The 16449-nt window shown below is 65.0% G+C and carries 9 protein-coding genes and 3 rRNA genes (1 of these 12 cut by a window edge); 4 read left to right on the top strand and 8 right to left on the bottom strand.

From position 1 onward, the window contains the following. Window positions 1–172 precede the first annotated feature (172 nt). Entirely contained in the window at window positions 173–3391 is a 3219-nt protein-coding gene (gene putA, locus ACZK29_RS01825) for a bifunctional proline dehydrogenase/L-glutamate gamma-semialdehyde dehydrogenase PutA (protein ID WP_478446568.1), read from the top strand. 118 nt (window positions 3392–3509) lie between these two features. Here the strand turns inward: putA and ACZK29_RS01820 are convergent, their stop codons facing one another. The 3 genes from ACZK29_RS01820 to ACZK29_RS01810 form a co-directional block, all read right to left on the bottom strand. Beyond that, window positions 3510–4583, bottom strand: a complete 1074-nt coding sequence (locus ACZK29_RS01820; RefSeq protein WP_164147215.1) for an AAA family ATPase — start codon at window positions 4581–4583, stop codon at window positions 3510–3512. Further along, window positions 4570–5169: a nicotinamide riboside transporter PnuC gene (pnuC, locus tag ACZK29_RS01815; protein WP_111204423.1), complete on the bottom strand. Its 600-nt coding sequence runs from the start codon at window positions 5167–5169 to the stop codon at window positions 4570–4572. Before pnuC ends, ACZK29_RS01820 begins: the two co-directional genes overlap by 14 nt. 138 nt (window positions 5170–5307) lie before the next feature. Then, on the bottom strand, window positions 5308–6735 hold the full coding sequence (locus ACZK29_RS01810) for an outer membrane protein transport protein (RefSeq protein WP_478446567.1): 1428 nt from the start codon (window positions 6733–6735) through the stop codon (window positions 5308–5310). 227 nt (window positions 6736–6962) lie between these two features. Here ACZK29_RS01810 and ACZK29_RS01805 point away from each other — a divergent pair, with 227 nt between their 5' ends. After that, window positions 6963–7655: a rhomboid family intramembrane serine protease gene (locus ACZK29_RS01805; RefSeq protein ID WP_005407784.1), complete on the top strand. Its 693-nt coding sequence runs from the start codon at window positions 6963–6965 to the stop codon at window positions 7653–7655. Window positions 7656–7740: 85 nt separating this feature from the next. Here the strand turns inward: ACZK29_RS01805 and ACZK29_RS01800 are convergent, their stop codons facing one another. Beyond that, entirely contained in the window at window positions 7741–9195 is a 1455-nt protein-coding gene (locus ACZK29_RS01800; RefSeq protein WP_111204421.1) for a S41 family peptidase, read from the bottom strand. Between the two features lie 108 nt (window positions 9196–9303). Then, on the bottom strand, window positions 9304–10605 hold the full coding sequence (locus ACZK29_RS01795) for a murein hydrolase activator EnvC family protein (RefSeq protein ID WP_111204420.1): 1302 nt from the start codon (window positions 10603–10605) through the stop codon (window positions 9304–9306). Window positions 10606–10699: 94 nt separating this feature from the next. Here ACZK29_RS01795 and ACZK29_RS01790 point away from each other — a divergent pair, with 94 nt between their 5' ends. Beyond that, the gene (locus ACZK29_RS01790) at window positions 10700–11362 is read left to right on the top strand and encodes a DUF4097 family beta strand repeat-containing protein (protein ID WP_111204419.1); all 663 of its coding nucleotides are present in this window, start codon (window positions 10700–10702) and stop codon (window positions 11360–11362) included. A gap of 86 nt (window positions 11363–11448) precedes the next feature. After that, window positions 11449–13164 carry a M28 family metallopeptidase gene (locus ACZK29_RS01785; RefSeq protein ID WP_111204418.1) on the top strand — a complete coding sequence of 572 codons (1716 nt, stop codon included), beginning with the start codon at window positions 11449–11451 and terminating at the stop codon, window positions 13162–13164. A 276-nt stretch (window positions 13165–13440) separates the two neighbouring features. Here ACZK29_RS01785 and rrf (ACZK29_RS01780) read toward each other — a convergent pair. From rrf (ACZK29_RS01780) to ACZK29_RS01770, 3 genes are all read right to left on the bottom strand, one after another. Then, window positions 13441–13555 (bottom strand): 5S ribosomal RNA (gene rrf / locus ACZK29_RS01780). Between the two features lie 132 nt (window positions 13556–13687). Beyond that, window positions 13688–13802 (bottom strand): 5S ribosomal RNA (gene rrf / locus ACZK29_RS01775). Between the two features lie 126 nt (window positions 13803–13928). After that, a 23S ribosomal RNA gene (locus ACZK29_RS01770) occupies window positions 13929–16449 on the bottom strand; it runs 357 nt beyond the window's last position.

Raw genomic sequence — 16449 nt, 5'->3', positions numbered from 1 at the left:
ATGAGGTCGGCGGCGCGAATGACGAATTCGGCACAAATATTGGCAGGGTTTATGAACACGCCGAATCCACCACCGTTAGGGGCTATCAGCCCTTCATGAAGGTGTCTGCGCGGCACTTCCGAAGGCCGAAAAAATGTTTAAAATCGCCAAGTTTTCCATTGGCCGGACCGGCATGAACGCACCTTCCTCCTCCCCTGCCGCCAGCGACGCCCCGCGTCCCGGCGCGCTGCTGTCGCCGGAACTGCCGGCGCCCCCCAACCCGTTCCGCCAGGCCATCACCGATGCCTGGTTGAAGGACGAGGCCAGCCACGTGCGCGAACTGCTGGCGCAGGCCCGCCTGCCCGCCGAGGAACAGGCCCGGGTACAGGCGCTGGCCGCCGACCTGGTCGGCCGCGTGCGCGTGCGTGCCAAGGACCAGGGCGCGATCGAAGCCTTCATGCGCCAGTACGACCTGGGCAGCGAGGAAGGCGTTCTGCTGATGTGCGTGGCCGAGGCGCTGCTGCGCATTCCCGACCAGGACACCGCCGACAAGCTGATCCGCGACAAGCTGGCCGATGCCGACTGGGAAAAGCACCTGGGCGGCAGCGACTCGGTGCTGGTCAACGCCTCCACCTGGGGCCTGATGCTGACCGGCAAGCTGGTGCAGATGAACGACGCCACCCGCGCCGATGCGCCCAGCGCGTTCAAGCGCCTGGTCGGCCGCGTCGGTGAGCCGGTGGTGCGCCTGGCCGTGCGCCAGGCCATGAAGATCATGGGCCACCAGTTCGTCATGGGCCGCACCATCAGCGAAGCGCTGGCGCGCTCGCACAAGGGCGACAACGCGAGCTACCGCTATTCCTTCGACATGCTGGGCGAAGGCGCGCTGACCATGAAGGACGCGCTGCGCTACCTGGAAGACTACCGTCGTGCGATCCACGCCATCGGTGGCGATCACAAGGCACGCGGCGGCCGTCCGGACGGCGACGTCAACAATGCCCCGGGCATCTCGATCAAGCTGTCGGCGCTGTACCCGCGCTACGAGCATGCCAAGCGCGCGCGCGTGCTGAAGGACCTGGTGCCGGGCGTGCTGGAACTGGCGCAGCTGGCCAAGAGCTACGGCATCGGCTGCACCGTTGACGCCGAGGAATCCGACCGCCTGGAACTGTCGCTGGACATCATCGAGCAGGTGTTCTCCGACGCCTCGCTGGCCGGCTGGGATGGCTTCGGCGTGGTCGTGCAGGCCTACCAGAAGCGCACGCCGTACACGATCGACCACCTGGCCGACATGGCACGCCGCGCCGGTCGCCGCCTGCAGGTGCGCCTGGTCAAGGGCGCCTACTGGGATGCCGAGATCAAGCGCGCGCAGATCGAAGGCTATCCGGGCTACCCGGTGTTCACCCGCAAGCAGAACACCGACGTGTCCTACCTGGCCTGCGCCAAGCGCCTGTTCACCCATGCCGACGCGATCTACCCGATGTTCGCCACGCACAACGCGCACACCATTGCCGCGGTGCGCAGCATCGCCAACGGTGGCGTGTACGAACACCAGAAGCTGCACGGCATGGGTGACGACCTGTACGCCGAAGTGGTGCCGGCCGACCGCCTGGGCCTGCCCTGCCGCGTGTATGCGCCGGTCGGTTCGCATGAAGACCTGCTGCCGTACCTGGTGCGTCGCCTGCTGGAAAACGGCGCCAACTCCAGCTTCGTCAACCGCATCACCGACGAGCGCGTGCCGATCGCCGACCTGATCCGCGATCCGGTCGAGATGGTCGCCTCGTTCGAATCGATTCCGCATCCCAAGATCCCGCTGCCGGTTGACCTGCTGCGCAGCCAGAACCACGACAGGAAGAACTCCATGGGCGCCAACCTCGCCAACGACAACGAACTGCGCGCCCTGGCCGAGCAGATCAACGCGGCTGTGAAGCCCTGGCAGGCCGCTCCGCTGGTACCGGGTGCGAACCCGGCCGGCACCGCGCTGCCGGTGACCAACCCGGCCGACACCCGCGAAGTGGTCGGCCAGTGGCTGGCCGCCGACGCCGCCACCGTGCAGAAGGCACTGGCCAATGCCGTGGCCGCGCAGCCGGCCTGGAACCGCACCCCGGCCGCCAGCCGCGCCGCCATCCTCGAGCACGCCGCCGACCAGCTGGAAGCACGCATGCCGGAGTTCATGGCGCTGTGCGTGAAGGAAGCCGGCAAGAGCCTGCCCGACAGCATCGCCGAAGTGCGCGAAGCCGTGGACTTCCTGCGCTACTACGCCAAGCAGGCGCGCGAGCAGTTCAGCCACGCCGAGAAGCTGCCGAGCCCGACCGGTGAATCCAACGAACTGCAGCTGCACGGCCGTGGCGTGTTCGTCTGCATCAGCCCGTGGAATTTCCCGCTGGCGATCTTCCTGGGCCAGGTCGCTGCCGCCCTCGCCGCCGGCAACAGCGTCATCGCCAAGCCGGCCGAACAGACCAACCTGATCGGCTACTACGCGGTGAAGCTGCTGCACGACGCCGGCGTGCCGGCCGAGGTGGTGCAGTTCCTGCCCGGCGACGGCGCCACCGTGGGTGCCGCGCTGACCGCCGACCCGCGCGTCGCTGGCGTGGCCTTCACCGGTTCCACCGACACCGCCCGTGCGATCAACCGCGCGATGGCCGCACGTGATGCCGCCATCGGCGTGCTGATCGCCGAGACCGGCGGCCAGAACGCCTTCATCGCCGACTCCTCGGCGCTGCCGGAACAGCTGGTCAAGGACGCGATCGGTTCGGCCTTCACCTCCGCCGGCCAGCGTTGTTCGGCCGCGCGCGTGCTGTTCGTGCAGGACGACATCGCCGACAAGGTGATGACCATGCTGGCCGGTGCGATGAAGGAGCTGAAGGTCGGCAACCCCGGCCTGCTGTCCACCGACGTCGGCCCGGTGATCGACGCCGATGCACTGAAGATCCTGCAAGACCACGCCGAACGCATGGACCGCGAAGCGCGCCTGATCGCTGCCGCCGAGCTGTCCGCCGAAGCCGCCAATGGCACCTTCTTCGCACCGCGTGCGTATGAACTGAAGGACCTGGGCCAGCTGCACAAGGAAATCTTCGGGCCGGTCCTGCACGTGATCCGCTGGAAGGGCGACCAGCTCGATGCGGTGATCGACCAGATCAACGCCACCGGCTACGGCCTGACCCTGGGCGTGCATTCGCGCATCGACGAGACCGTCGAGCGCATCAGCAACGGCGTCCACGTCGGCAACGTCTACGTCAACCGCAACCAGATCGGTGCGGTGGTCGGCGTGCAGCCGTTCGGCGGCCAGGGCCTGTCCGGCACCGGTCCGAAGGCCGGCGGCCCGCACTACCTGCTGCGTTTCGCCACCGAAAAGACGGTGACGGTGAACACCACCGCCGCAGGCGGCAACGCCTCGCTGCTGACCTTGGGCGACTGATCGCCCGGTTGATGCAGCAAACGAAAAACCCCGCGAAAGCGGGGTTTTTTGTGCTTTGCTTCCTGTAGAGCCGAGCCCACGCTCGGCTTTCCTGGCGCAGCCGAGCATGGGCTCGGCGCTACGGAGGCAGGGCAACACTGAATCGATTGTCCGCCCGCTTCGCCAGCTCGCTCTGCACACGCGCAATGCGCGTCTCCAGATCGCCTTCCAGCAGCACATACGCGACACCTGCTACCTGCAACTGCTGCAGATACCACGCATGCTGCTGCGCCCGGAACGCCTCGCCCACACGGGTGCCGTCCTGGTCGAACGGAATGTCCGGCGCACACAGGAACAGCAGGTCGTACCTTCGTCGCGCGGCCTGCAGCAGCGGTTCCGGTGCGGTACCGAACATCCATCCGCTGTAACCCAGCGTCACCAGCGGCGTGGTATCGCAGAACAGCCAGCGCTGCGCGCGCCGCGCGGTCTCGTCTTCGTGCCGCGGCTGTGTCATTGCGATGTGCAGCAGATCCTCGGGCAGCAGTTCACCCCCCTGCTGCTCCCACAGCGTACGGCCGAACTCCGGTACCCACGCGGTCTGCAGGCGTTCGGCCAGCCTCCGCGCGAGGGTTGTCTTTCCGCTGGACTCGCCGCCGATGAAGGCTATGCGCTGCACGTATCCAGCGTACACCTCCGGTGAAAGGCTCTCGCGGCACGCATGTGGGTCGGCGCGCAACTGGGTGCCGCTGGCCTGGCCGACATCACGCGTGCGCTCCAGCCGTTCGTGGCGCACCGGCGCGTCGAAGTGCGCCGACAGCGCCTGCGCGAAGCCATCGCCATAGTCCTCACCGGTGTACACCGCCTGCACTGCCCCTCCGAAGAGGTTCAGGCACAGCCAGGCCGTGAATGCGCGCTGCACCTGCTCGTTGTCGCTGTCCTGCGGCAGCCTGCGAACCGGCACCCCCTGCTGGGCGCACAATGCCGCCAGTCGCGCATCATCGAGCACCGCCACCGTGGCCTGTGGGAACCGCGCTCGCAGCCAGCGCTCGCGACGCGCGGCGCTGTAGCCTGGGAAACCCGGCTGCGACCAGCCAATCACCAGCAGTTGCGTGCAGCGTGTGGCGGCAAATTCGATCAGGCGTTCGTGGCCGAGGTGCAGCGGGCAGAACTTGCCCACCACCAGGCCCCGCGCAACGCGCTCAGGCAGCGGCATCGGCTGCCCTGGCCTCGATCCGCATCAGGTGGCGCCAGTGGCGCAGGGCGACCAGCGCGTTGATCCAGAAACCGATGTAAAGGATCGAGGTCAGGTGCAGGCCGCGGCTGTAGTACAGCGGCACCGCCACGGTATTCACCAGCAGCCACACCCACCACGATTCCAGCTTGCGGCGCATCATCAGGATCTGCGCGATCACGCTCAGTACCAGCACCGCCGAATCGATGTACGGCGCGTAGGCGCTGGTCAGGCGGGTCAGCATCCAGCCGTAGCCGAAGGTGGCCCCCACCGCCAGCGGCGCCAGCCAGGCCCAGGCGCGCGGCCGTAATGAAGTGATCGGCAGCGGCGCACCATGATCGCCGCGCAGCCACTGCCACCAGCCCAGTACGCTGATGGCGATGAAGAAGAACTGCAGCACCATGTCCGCATACAGGTGCGAACGCTCGAACACCGCGGCGAACAGCGCGCAGCCCACGATGCCCAGCCACCAGGTGTGCACGTTGTTGCGGCCGGCCAGCAGGATCGAACCCGCGACGGCGATGTTGGCGGCCAGCTCCAGCTGGAAGTTCGGGTCGGACAGGTTCATGGCGCTATTGTCATCGATCCGCGCGCTACGCGTGTCTGCCGGTAGATCCACGCCATGCGTGGATGGCCCGAAGCCCACAAAAAAGAAAGCCCCGCTTGCGCGGGGCCTTCCGTGTGCTGCTTCAGGCAATCGCCCGAATCAGAACTTGTACTGCATCGAAGCCGCCAGCACGTCGCCGCTGACCTTGTACTTGCCGGTCACGGTGTTGGCGGTGTCCGAGGTCGAGTTGACGTTCGGATCCTTGGTGAACAGGTGGGTGTAGCCCACGCTGTATTCCATCTTGTCCGAAGCGGCGTAGGTCAGGCCCAGCGACAGCCACTTGCGGGTGGTATCCGGCACGCGCACGTCACGGTGGGCGTCGGTGGTCGGGGTCTGGTCATAGGCCAGGCCGCCACGCAGGGTCAGCTTGTCGTTCACGCGGAAATCAGTACCGATCGACGCGAAGGTGGTGTCGCGGTAGTGGAACGGCAGCACGCTGTCCGGCTGGTTGGAGTCATAGTCGACGGTGACCTGGTCGAACTTGCTCCACGCCGTGCGCGTGACTTCGGCCATGATCTGCCACTGGTCGTTCACGCGGTGGGTGAAGCCCACGGTGGCGCTGGCCGGCAGGGTGATGGTGGCGCGGCCGTTGCTGTCGATGAAGGTACCCGGGGCGGCGGTGGCCAGGAAGGCGGCAGCGTTCTGCGGGACGGTGAAGTCGGCCTTGCCGTCGGTGATCTTGTGCTCGACCTTCGAGCGGTAGCTGAAGGCGATGTTGGTGCCTTCCACCGGGGTGACGGTCATGCCCAGGGTGTAGCCGACCGACACTTCATCGCCCTTGATGCGCAGGTAGCCATCGGCGGTACCCGGCGAGAAGCCGAGCTGGGCGGCCTGACGTGCAGCGGCCTGCGAAGCGGCTGCAGCCTGGGCTGCAGTGCCACCGGCAGCCAGGACACGCGCCGCAGCGGTGCGCTGGGCGGTGGCGTTGATCGCGGTGCCGGTATCGACGGCGCTGGTCAGGTCGACGTTCAGGCGCTCGGCGAACACCGACGCACCGAACGACAGGTACGGGTTGACGTCGTAGGAGAACGCCACGCCCAGGTCGATCGCCTGCAGCTCGGTCTTGACGCCGTTGTAGCGGCCGACCCAGTCACGGTCGTATTCGGTCTTGAAGCCGAACGGCACGGTCAGCGAGGCGCCGAAGTGCATGTTCTCCTTCTCGCCGAACGGCAGGTGGAAGTAGGCGGCCGGAACCGGGGCGATCATGCCGGCGTCGCCGCCGTTGCCACCGGAAATCGGCGCGCCGTTGCCGTACTGGCCCTGGCCGCGGAACTTGGCGCCGAAGCTGATGGCGCTGACGTCGCCCTGGATCAGGGTGCCGTCGAGCAGGCGCATGGAGGCCGGGTTGGTGGCGATGACCGAGGCGTCACCTTCGGTCGAGGTGGAGCCGGCGAACGCGCGGCCCAGGCCCTTGGCGCTGTTTTCCTTCAGCTGGAAGGCGGCAGCATTGGCATCGGCGGCGGCCAGCGCACCGGCAACGCCGACGGCCAGCAGGGTCAGTCGGGCAATGGTGGAAGCGGTTTGCATCGTAGTTCTCTCTCTCCGGTAAGCGGTGATGGTGCTCTGAGTGCGCCTGCGCCCGGCAGGCCCGGAGGCCCGTCGAAGCGCGCCGGATTCCCCTCCCGACATACGACGCCGTATGCGAGTATTACCCAGAGCCGTTAATGAAACAATAACGACGCAGGCGGTTTTTTCGTCTCAAAAGCTGAACAGGACAATCCCCGTCGCAAGCGCCCGCACGCTAGGCTAGTGCCATGTTCGTCTCCCTCCCGTCCCGCAAGAAGGCGGCCCTGCGCTGGGCCACGCCCGTGCTGTTTGCGGCACTATGGCTGGCGTTCCTGTGGTCGATCTCGCGCCCGGACGATGCCCGCGGCAGCCTCTGGCTGGACTGGGGCGCCCTGTCCACCGGCCTGACCCACCCGCTCGACTGGTGGGCGACGCTGCAGGACGGCAGCGTGCTGCGCCTGTTCACCGCCCTGTTCCTGCACGCGGACTGGTCGCATCTGCTGGGCAACCTGGTGTTCCTGCTGATCTTCGGCCTGCCCGCCGAGCGGGTGCTGGGCCCGTGGCGGTTGCTGCTGCTGTTCCTGGTCGGCGGCGCGGTGTCCAACCTGGTGGCCATCTACACCATGGGCAGCCCGGACCAGATCATCATCGGTGCCAGTGGCGCGGTCTCGGCACTGATCGGCGCCTACCTGGCCCTGTTCCCGGGGGCGCGGCTGGGCGTGGTGATCCCGCTCGGCCTGTTCCTGGAGTTCGTGCGGGCCCCGGCCTACCTGCTGATCGGCGTGTGGGCCGCGCTGCAGGTGGTGTTCGCCCATATCGGCCCGAGCTTCGGCATGGTGGCCTGGTGGGCCCACATCGGTGGCTTCGTGTTTGGCCTGGTGTACGGGGTCTACGTTCGTGCGGCGATCGCGCGCCGGCTGCGCAAGCGCCACGGTTTCTGACCGCCCAGGTAGTGCCGGCCGCTGGCCGGCATTTGTTTTCTTCTTCCGCCCTTGGGCCGACGCCGGGCATGGCCCGGCGCTACCGTCAGGGCTTGGCCGGCGCCGGGGCCGGTGCAGGCTTGGCTTCCGGCTTGGCTTCCGGCTTGGCTTCCGGCTTGGCTTCCGGCTTCGCCGCAGCGGCTTTCGCGGCCTTGGCCGCATCTGCCTTCGCCGCTTCGGCCTTCAACCGTGCAGCCACCGAACCGGGATTCTTCAGTTCGGCCAGCGCATCATTGATCGGGCCGTCGCCCGGCAGCACCGCGCCAGCGTGGTAGCCCTCGGTGCCTTCGTCGTCGCCACGCAGATGGCCCGGCAGGGTCGCTTCGCTGTAATCGCTCAGGCTGGCCGGCAACGCGTCATCTTCGGGGCGCGCGGCAGGCTTGAATTCGACCTCCGGCACGATGCCGGTGGCCTGGATCGACTTGCCGCTGGGCGTGTAGTAACGCGCGGTGGTCAGCTTCACCGAGTCACCGTTGTCCAGCGGCAGCACGGTCTGCACCGAGCCCTTGCCGAAAGTGCGGCTGCCGACCACGCGCGCGCGCTTGTTGTCGCGCAGCGCGCCGGCCAGCACTTCCGAGGCACTGGCCGAACCGGCATCGACCAGCACCACCACCGGCGCGCCCTTCAGCAGGTCGCCCGGGGTCGCATCGAACCGTGCATCGCTGATGCTGATGCGGCCGCGGGTGCTGACGATATTGCCCTTGTCGAGAAGATCGTCGGCGACCTGCACGGCGGCGGTCAGCAGCCCACCCGGATTGCTGCGCAGATCCAGTACCAGGCCCTTGAGCTGGCCACCGGACTGCTTCTGCAGCTGCTGCACGTGCTTCTGGAAGTCCGACCCGGTGTCGGCCTGGAAGGTGCTCAGGCGGATGTAGCCATAGCCCGGTTCCAGCAGGCGGCTGCGCACGCTGGTCACGCGGATGGTCTGGCGGGTGAGGCTGACGTCGAACGGCTTCGGCTTGCCCGCACGCACGATGGTCAGCACCACCTTGCTGCCGGCCGGGCCACGCAACGGTTCGCTCGCATCAATGGCGCTGATCGGCTTGCCGTCGATGGCGATGATCAGGTCACCGGCGAGGATGCCGGCCTTGGCCGCCGGCGTGTCGTCGATCGGCGAGATCACCTTCATGCTGGCGTTGTCGGGCTGCTGCTGCAGCTCCACGCCGATGCCTTCGTAGGCGCCGTTGGCCTGCTCGTCGAAGGCCTGCGCGTCTTCCTTGTTGAAATAGGTGCTGTGCGGGTCGAGGTCGAGCAGCAGGCCGCGCACCGCCGACTGCATCAGCTTCTTGTCATCAACCGGGTCGACATAAGCGGCACGCACCGCGTTGTACACGGCCACGAAGCGGCGGATGTCCTCCAGCGGCACCTTCGAGGTCACCGCCTCCTCGCTGTTCGCTGCCTGCCCGCTGGTTTCCTGGCTCGGGGCGGGCGCGGTCTGCTGCGCCCAGGACAGCGCCGGCAACAGGGCCAGCAAGAGGGTGGCGGTACGGGCTGCGCGCATGGATCACTCCTGTCGACGTTGGCATCGTGCCCAAGGCACATGCACCGATTATGCGCGAAGCACAGCTAAATTCCCGTTGAATCCGAGCCGCACGCGGCGATGCCGGATTCAGCGCCGCTGCAGCCAGCTGTCCGGGTTGACCGGCTGCCCACCACGACGCAGCTCGAAATACAGCGCGGTGACGCCCTGCCCACCCGAGTTGCCGACCTTGGCCACCGCATCGCCGCGGCTGACCCGGGCACCGGCATCCTTCAGCAGGGTGTCGTTGTGCGCGTACAGGCTCATGTAGCCGTTGCCGTGATCGACGATCAGGATCATGCCGTAGCCGGTCATCCAGTCGGAGAACACCACGGTGCCGTCGGCAACGGCGGTGACGGTGCTGCCGGCGGGCGCGCCGATCAGCACACCGCTGCTGGTGCGGCCGTCGGGCAGCTTGCCGCCATAGCGGGCCAACAGGTTTCCCGACAACGGCCAGCCCAGGCCACCGACTTTCGGCGCCGGCGCGGAAGCCACGGCAGGCGGGACCTTGGTGGGCGGCGGTGGCGGGCGGCCCTGCGCGGCGGCCTGGCGTGCGGCACGCTCGGCGGCGGCCTTTTCAGCGGCTGCTCGGCGCGCGGCGGCGCGGCGCTCGGCTTCGGCCCGGGCCGCGGCGGCACGCAGGTTGGCCAGCAGGGTTTCCAGTGCCTTCGCGTCCTGGCCCAGCGCCTGTTCCTTCTCGCGCTGGTCCTTGAAGCGTTCGTCCAGCGAGGCCACCGTCTTTGCGCGATCGCGGCGGTCGGCTTCCAGGGCGGCTGCCTGCTGCTTCTGGTCCTTCTGCGCTCCCTGCAGCTTCTGCTTGCGCTCGGCGATCTGCGCCTGCACCGCTTCCAGTTCCTTCAGGTCGGCGGTCAGCGTGGTGATGCGCTGTGCGCGCTCGCGCTGCAGGTAGCGATGGTAAGCCAGGGCGCGGTTGGCATCGGCCACCGTGTCCTGCGACAGCAGCAGCTTCAGCGGAGCGTGGTTGCCCAGCTGATACGCCGCGCGCAACAGCCCGGCCAGTTCGCGGTGCTGCTGGGCCAGGTTGGCCTGCAGCGTGTTGCGGCGCTGTTCGGCTTCGGCCAGGGCGCGGCCCTGCTCGCGCAGCGCGGTTTCCGTCTGCGCAAGTGCACGGCCGGTGCGGGCCACCTTCTCGTCGGCCTCGCGCAACTGCTGCGACGCCTGGCCACGCTGGCCTTCAATCTGCCGCCGCTCCTGCGCCACGCCTTTCAGCTCGTTGCGCAGCTTCTGCAGCTTGCGCTCGGTCTCGCGGGTGGTCTGCGCGGCGCCCTGTAGTGGCAGCGCCAAGGCGATGGCCAGCCCCAACAGCAGGCAGCGCCCGCCGCGGGCAGCGGCGATGTGATGTCGGCGTGATGGGAAGGCGTTGTTGCGCAAGGGCTTTCCAGTGACTTCAGGCAGTTGCAGGGGGTACCGGGGAATGGTGACATCTCCGCACGCGGCCTGCCAGCCGCACATCCATCGAGGTCCCATGAAAACTCTTTCCATTACGCTGTTGTTGGGCGTCCTGTTCGTTGCCGGCCCGGCCGGTGCCCAGGACAACATCAGCAAGGTCAACGGCAGCATCAGCGCAGAACCTGGCCAGCGCTACGGCAAGCTGGATACCGTCAACGGCGGCATCCGGGTTGGTGAAGGCGTCGAGACCGGCAGCATCGACACCGTCAACGGCGGGGTCAAGGTGGCCGACCGTGCACGTACCGGCAAGATTGAAACGGTCAACGGCGGCGTACGCCTGGGCCGCGAGGTGATTGCACGCGGCAGCGTCAGCACCGTCAACGGCAGCATCTTCACCGATCGCGGCAGCCAGATCGAAGGCGGCGTCGAAACCGTGAACGGTGGCATCGGCCTGGTCGAAAGCCGCGTTGGCAAGGATGTGGAGACCGTCAACGGTGACATCACCGTCGGCATCGGTTCCCAGGTCAACGGCGGTGTGCACGTGCGCAAGCCGAACTTCAGCGTCTCGCTCACCGCCAGCCGCAAGCCGCGTGTGATCGTCGGCCCGAATGCCGTGGTCAACGGCCCCCTCCAGTTCGAACGCGAGGTGGTGCTGTACGTGCATCGCACCGCTCGCATCGGGCCGGTCACCGGTGCCGAGCCGATCCCGTTCGACACCGAAACCGCCCCGGCGGACTGAGCGCACCGGACCGCCCGGTTCGGTGATACTCGCTGATACCGGCCGTGCACGACGTGCGGCCGCCCTTTGTTTTCCAGGAATCGACGATGCCCCGCAAACTCCTCCTGTGCCTGGCCGCCGCGGCCGCGCTCAGTGCCTGCAAAGGCGAAGACACGCCGGCCGCCGCGCCTGCACCGGCCACCGACACCGCTGCCGCGAAGCCGGCGGCTCATCAGTTCTCCCCGGAGATCAACGCCGGCGACTTCGCCGAGATGGTCAAGACCCTGGCCTCGGATGAATTCGAAGGCCGCGCCCCGGGCAGCAAGGGCGAGGAACTGACGGTCAACTACATCCGCGACCAGATGCAGCGCATCGGCCTGCAGCCGGGCAACGGTGACAGCTGGTTCCAGGACGTGCCGATGACCGAGACCACGGCCGACGCATCGACCGTGTTGAAGATCACCCAGGGTGGCAAGACCACCGAGCTGAAGTTCGGTACCGACATGGTGGTCGGCACCCGTACCGGCCAGGCCGAAGTGAAGATCGATGCCAGCGACCTGGTGTTCGTCGGCTACGGTGTTGATGCGCCGGAGCAGAAGTGGAACGACTATGCCGGCCAGGACTGGAAGGGCAAGACGGTCGTGATGTTCGTCAACGATCCGGGCTTCCATGTCGACGACGCGAAGCTGTTCGACGGCAAGCGCATGACCTACTACGGCCGCTGGACGTACAAGTTCGAGGAGGCCGCCCGCAAGGGCGCCGCCGCGGCGCTGATCGTGCATGACACCGCCGGTGCCTCCTATGGCTGGGACGTGGTGAAGAACTCCTGGGCCGGCCCGCAGTACGACCTGCCGGCCAAGGATGACCCGGAAGCCCGTATTCCGGTGCAGGGCTGGCTGAGTGCCGACGCGGCCAAAGCGCTGTTTGCCGGTGCCGGCCTGGACCTGGCGCAGGCTTACAAGGATGCGAGCAAGCGCGGCTTCAAGCCGGTGCCGCTGAAGGCCACCGCCGCGGTCGACCTGAAGAGCCAGATCGCGCAGAAGCAGTCGCGCAACGTGGTGGGCGTGCTGCCGGGCAGCAAGCGTGCCGACGAGGCCGTGCTGTACATGGCGCACTGGGACCACCTGGGCAAGCACGAGGGTGAAACCGGCGACAACATCTACAACGGCGCAGTCGACAACGCGACCGGCGTGGCCGGCATCCTTGAAGTGGCCGAAGCCATGGCCCACCAGGATCCGAAGCCGGAACGTTCGGTGGTGTTCCTGGCGGTGACCCTGGAAGAGTCCGGCCTGCTGGGTTCGAAGTACTACGTCTCCCACCCGACCTTCCCGCTGGACAAGATCGCCGGTGTGATCAACATCGATGCGATGTCGGTGGCTGGCCGCGCCAAGGACGTGACCGTCACCGGCTTCGGCAGTTCGGAACTGGAAGACATCCTCAAGCCGCTGGCTGCGGCCCAGGACCGTACGCTGCACGGTGAGACCTCGGTGCAGAGCGGTTTCTACTTCCGTTCGGACCACTTCAACTTCGCCAAGGCCGGCGTGCCGGCCCTGTACGCCGATGGTGGCGAGGACCTGCGCGAGGGTGGCGTGGACGCCGGCCGCAAGGCGGCGGCGGACTACGGTGCCAACCGTTACCACGGTCCGAAGGACGAGTTCGATGCGTCCACCTGGAAGCTGGACGGTACCGTCGAAGACCTGCAGTTGATGTACGGCGTCGGCAAGGAACTGGCCGGTGGCGATCGTTGGCCGAACTGGTACGAGGGCAACCCGTTCAAGGCGGCCCGCGACGCGATGATGAAGGACAAGGCTTCGGCCAAGTAAGGGCGAGCCCTGCTCGACTGAACATCGTTGAGGTTCAAGCGGCGCCCCACGGGGCGCCGCTTTTTTTGTGGGCACCGCCAGTGGTGGGTGCCGACCATTGCGGTGTGGGCCTGCTGTGGGTAGTTGCCAACCTTGGTTGGCGCCCTGGTTCCTTGCGGGGAGCATCCAAGCATGGCGTGGATCTACCGGGGTTGCCGGCCAGCGGCCGGCACTACCGGCGTTTCCCGCGCACAAAGAAAAACCCCGCTGCGTGAGCAGCGGGGTTTTGGGTGTAAACCCTGGCGATGACCTACTCTCGCATGGCTTGAGCCACACTACCATCGGCGCAGCTGCGTTTCACTTCCGAGTTCGGGATGGGATCGGGTGGTTCCACAGCGCTAATTTCACCAGGGAGACGGTTGCAGCAGCGCTTGCAGCGCCAGCTTCGCGATCTTGCCCGTGGGGCGGAAGATATCCAGAAAAGCGATGCCTTCACTTAATAAGAAAAACCCCGCTGCGTGAGCAGCGGGGTTTTGGGTATAAACCCTGGCGATGACCTACTCTCGCATGGCTTGAGCCACACTACCATCGGCGCAGCTGCGTTTCACTTCCGAGTTCGGGATGGGATCGGGTGGTTCCACAGCGCTAATTTCACCAGGGAGGCTTTTGGAGAGTCGCACTCGTCCCGATGGGACAAGGCGCCAGCCTCGCATAGTTCTTGTGACGTAGCGTGCACTTGGATGCTCTTACGACGCTGTCGTAAAGCCAAGGCAACTTGAGGTTATATGGTCAAGCCGCACGGATCATTAGTATCAGTTAGCTCAATACATTGCTGTACTTACACACCTGACCTATCAACCACGTAGTCTACATGGTTCCTTCAGGGGGCTTGTGCCCCGGGAGATCTCATCTTGAGGCGCGCTTCCCGCTTAGATGCTTTCAGCGGTTATCGCTTCCGAACATAGCTACCCGGCAATGCCACTGGCGTGACAACCGGAACACCAGAGGTTCGTCCACTCCGGTCCTCTCGTACTAGGAGCAGCCCCTCTCAAATCTCCAACGCCCATGGCAGATAGGGACCGAACTGTCTCACGACGTTCTGAACCCAGCTCGCGTACCACTTTAAATGGCGAACAGCCATACCCTTGGGACCGACTACAGCCCCAGGATGTGATGAGCCGACATCGAGGTGCCAAACACCGCCGTCGATATGAACTCTTGGGCGGTATCAGCCTGTTATCCCCGGAGTACCTTTTATCCGTTGAGCGATGGCCCTTCCATACAGAACCACCGGATCACTAAGTCCTAGTTTCCTACCTGCTTGATCCGTCGATCTTGCAGTCAAGCACGCTTATGCCTTTGCACACAGTGCGCGATGTCCGACCGCGCTGAGCGTACCTTCGAGCTCCTCCGTTACTCTTTAGGAGGAGACCGCCCCAGTCAAACTACCCACCATACACGGTCCCCGACCCAGATAATGGGCCCAGGTTAGAACGTCAAGCACGACAGGGTGGTATTTCAAGGATGGCTCCACTGCAGCTAGCGCCACAGTTTCATAGCCTCCCACCTATCCTACACAGACGAACTCAACGTTCAGTGTAAAGCTATAGTAAAGGTTCACGGGGTCTTTCCGTCTTGCCACGGGAACGCTGCATCTTCACAGCGATTTCAATTTCACTGAGTCTCGGGTGGAGACAGCGCCGCTGTCGTTACGCCATTCGTGCAGGTCGGAACTTACCCGACAAGGAATTTCGCTACCTTAGGACCGTTATAGTTACGGCCGCCGTTTACTGGGGCTTCGATCAAGAGCTTCGCCTTGCGGCTGACCCCATCAATTAACCTTCCAGCACCGGGCAGGCGTCACACCCTATACGTCCACTTTCGTGTTTGCAGAGTGCTGTGTTTTTGATAAACAGTCGCAGCGGCCTGGTTACTGCGACCCTCTTCAGCTATAGCTCGCACGAGCCACCAAAAAGGGTGCACCTTCTCCCGAAGTTACGGTGCCATGTTGCCTAGTTCCTTCACCCGAGTTCTCTCAAGCGCCTGAGAATTCTCATCCTACCCACCTGTGTCGGTTTACGGTACGGTCTGCGTAAGCTGAAGCTTAGGAGCTTTTCCTGGAAGCGTGGTATCAGTGACTTCGCCATAAAGGCTCGTCTCGGTGCTCGGTCTTAAAGGATCCCGGATTTGCCAAAGATTCAAACCTACCGCCTTTCCCCAGGACAACCAACGCCTGGTACACCTAACCTTCTCCGTCCCTCCATCGCACTTACGCGAGGTGCAGGAATATTAACCTGCTTCCCATCGACTACGACTTTCGTCCTCGCCTTAGGGGCCGACTCACCCTGCGCCGATTAACGTTGCGCAAGGAAACCTTGGGCTTTCGGCGTGCGGGTTTTTCACCCGCATTATCGTTACTCATGTCAGCATTCGCACTTCCGATACCTCCAGCAGACTTCTCAATCCACCTTCAACGGCTTACGGAACGCTCCTCTACCGCGCATACAAAGTATGCACCCCAAGCTTCGGTTCTGTGCTTAGCCCCGTTAAATCTTCCCCGCAGACCGACTCGACCAGTGAGCTATTACGCTTTCTTTAAAGGGTGGCTGCTTCTAAGCCAACCTCCTGGCTGTCTGTGCCTTTCCACATGGTTTTCCACTTAGCACAAAATTTGGGACCTTAGCTGTGGGTCTGGGTTGTTTCCCTTTTCACGACGGACGTTAGCACCCGCCGTGTGTCTCCCATACAGTCCGTCTCGGTATTCGGAGTTTGCAATGGTTTGGTAAGTCGCGATGACCCCCTAGCCATAACAGTGCTCTACCCCCGAGAGGATACATATGAGGCGCTACCTAAATAGCTTTCGAGGAGAACCAGCTATCTCCGGGTTCGATTAGCTTTTCACTCCTAATCACACCTCATCCCCTACCTTTGCAACGGGAGTGGGTTCGGGCCTCCAGTGCGTGTTACCGCACCTTCACCCTGGGCATGACTAGATCACCCGGTTTCGGGTCTACTGCCCGCGACTATGCGCCCTTATCAGACTCGGTTTCCCTTCGCCTCCCCTATACGGTTAAGCTTGCCACGAACAGTAAGTCGCTGACCCATTATACAAAAGGTACGCAGTCACTCCTTGCGGAGCTCCTACTGCTTGTACGCACACGGTTTCAGGTTCTATTTCACTCCCCTCTCCGGGGTTCTTTTCGCCTTTCCCTCACGGTACTGGTTCACTATCGGTCGGTCAGTAGTATTTAGCCTTGGAGGATGGTCCCCCCATGTTCAGACAGGGTTTCACGTGCCCCGCCCTAC

This window comes from Stenotrophomonas sp. 89682_Sma (assembly GCF_056481405.1).
This window is presented reverse-complemented; position numbering and strand designations above follow the sequence as displayed.

Bases quoted from the DNA above. Each gene is read 5' to 3' on its own strand.
- ACZK29_RS01785 (WP_111204418.1), top strand. From the start codon at position 11,449: ATGCCCCGCAAACTCCTCCTGTGCCTGGCCGCCGCGGCCGCGCTCAGT.
- ACZK29_RS01805 (WP_005407784.1), top strand. From the start codon at position 6,963: ATGTTCGTCTCCCTCCCGTCCCGCAAGAAGGCGGCCCTGCGCTGGGCC.
- ACZK29_RS01800 (WP_111204421.1), bottom strand. From the start codon at position 9,195: ATGCGCGCAGCCCGTACCGCCACCCTCTTGCTGGCCCTGTTGCCGGCG.
- ACZK29_RS01810 (WP_478446567.1), bottom strand. From the start codon at position 6,735: ATGCAAACCGCTTCCACCATTGCCCGACTGACCCTGCTGGCCGTCGGC.
- putA (WP_478446568.1), top strand. From the start codon at position 173: ATGAACGCACCTTCCTCCTCCCCTGCCGCCAGCGACGCCCCGCGTCCC.
- ACZK29_RS01820 (WP_164147215.1), bottom strand. From the start codon at position 4,583: ATGCCGCTGCCTGAGCGCGTTGCGCGGGGCCTGGTGGTGGGCAAGTTC.
- ACZK29_RS01790 (WP_111204419.1), top strand. From the start codon at position 10,700: ATGAAAACTCTTTCCATTACGCTGTTGTTGGGCGTCCTGTTCGTTGCC.
- pnuC (WP_111204423.1), bottom strand. From the start codon at position 5,169: ATGAACCTGTCCGACCCGAACTTCCAGCTGGAGCTGGCCGCCAACATC.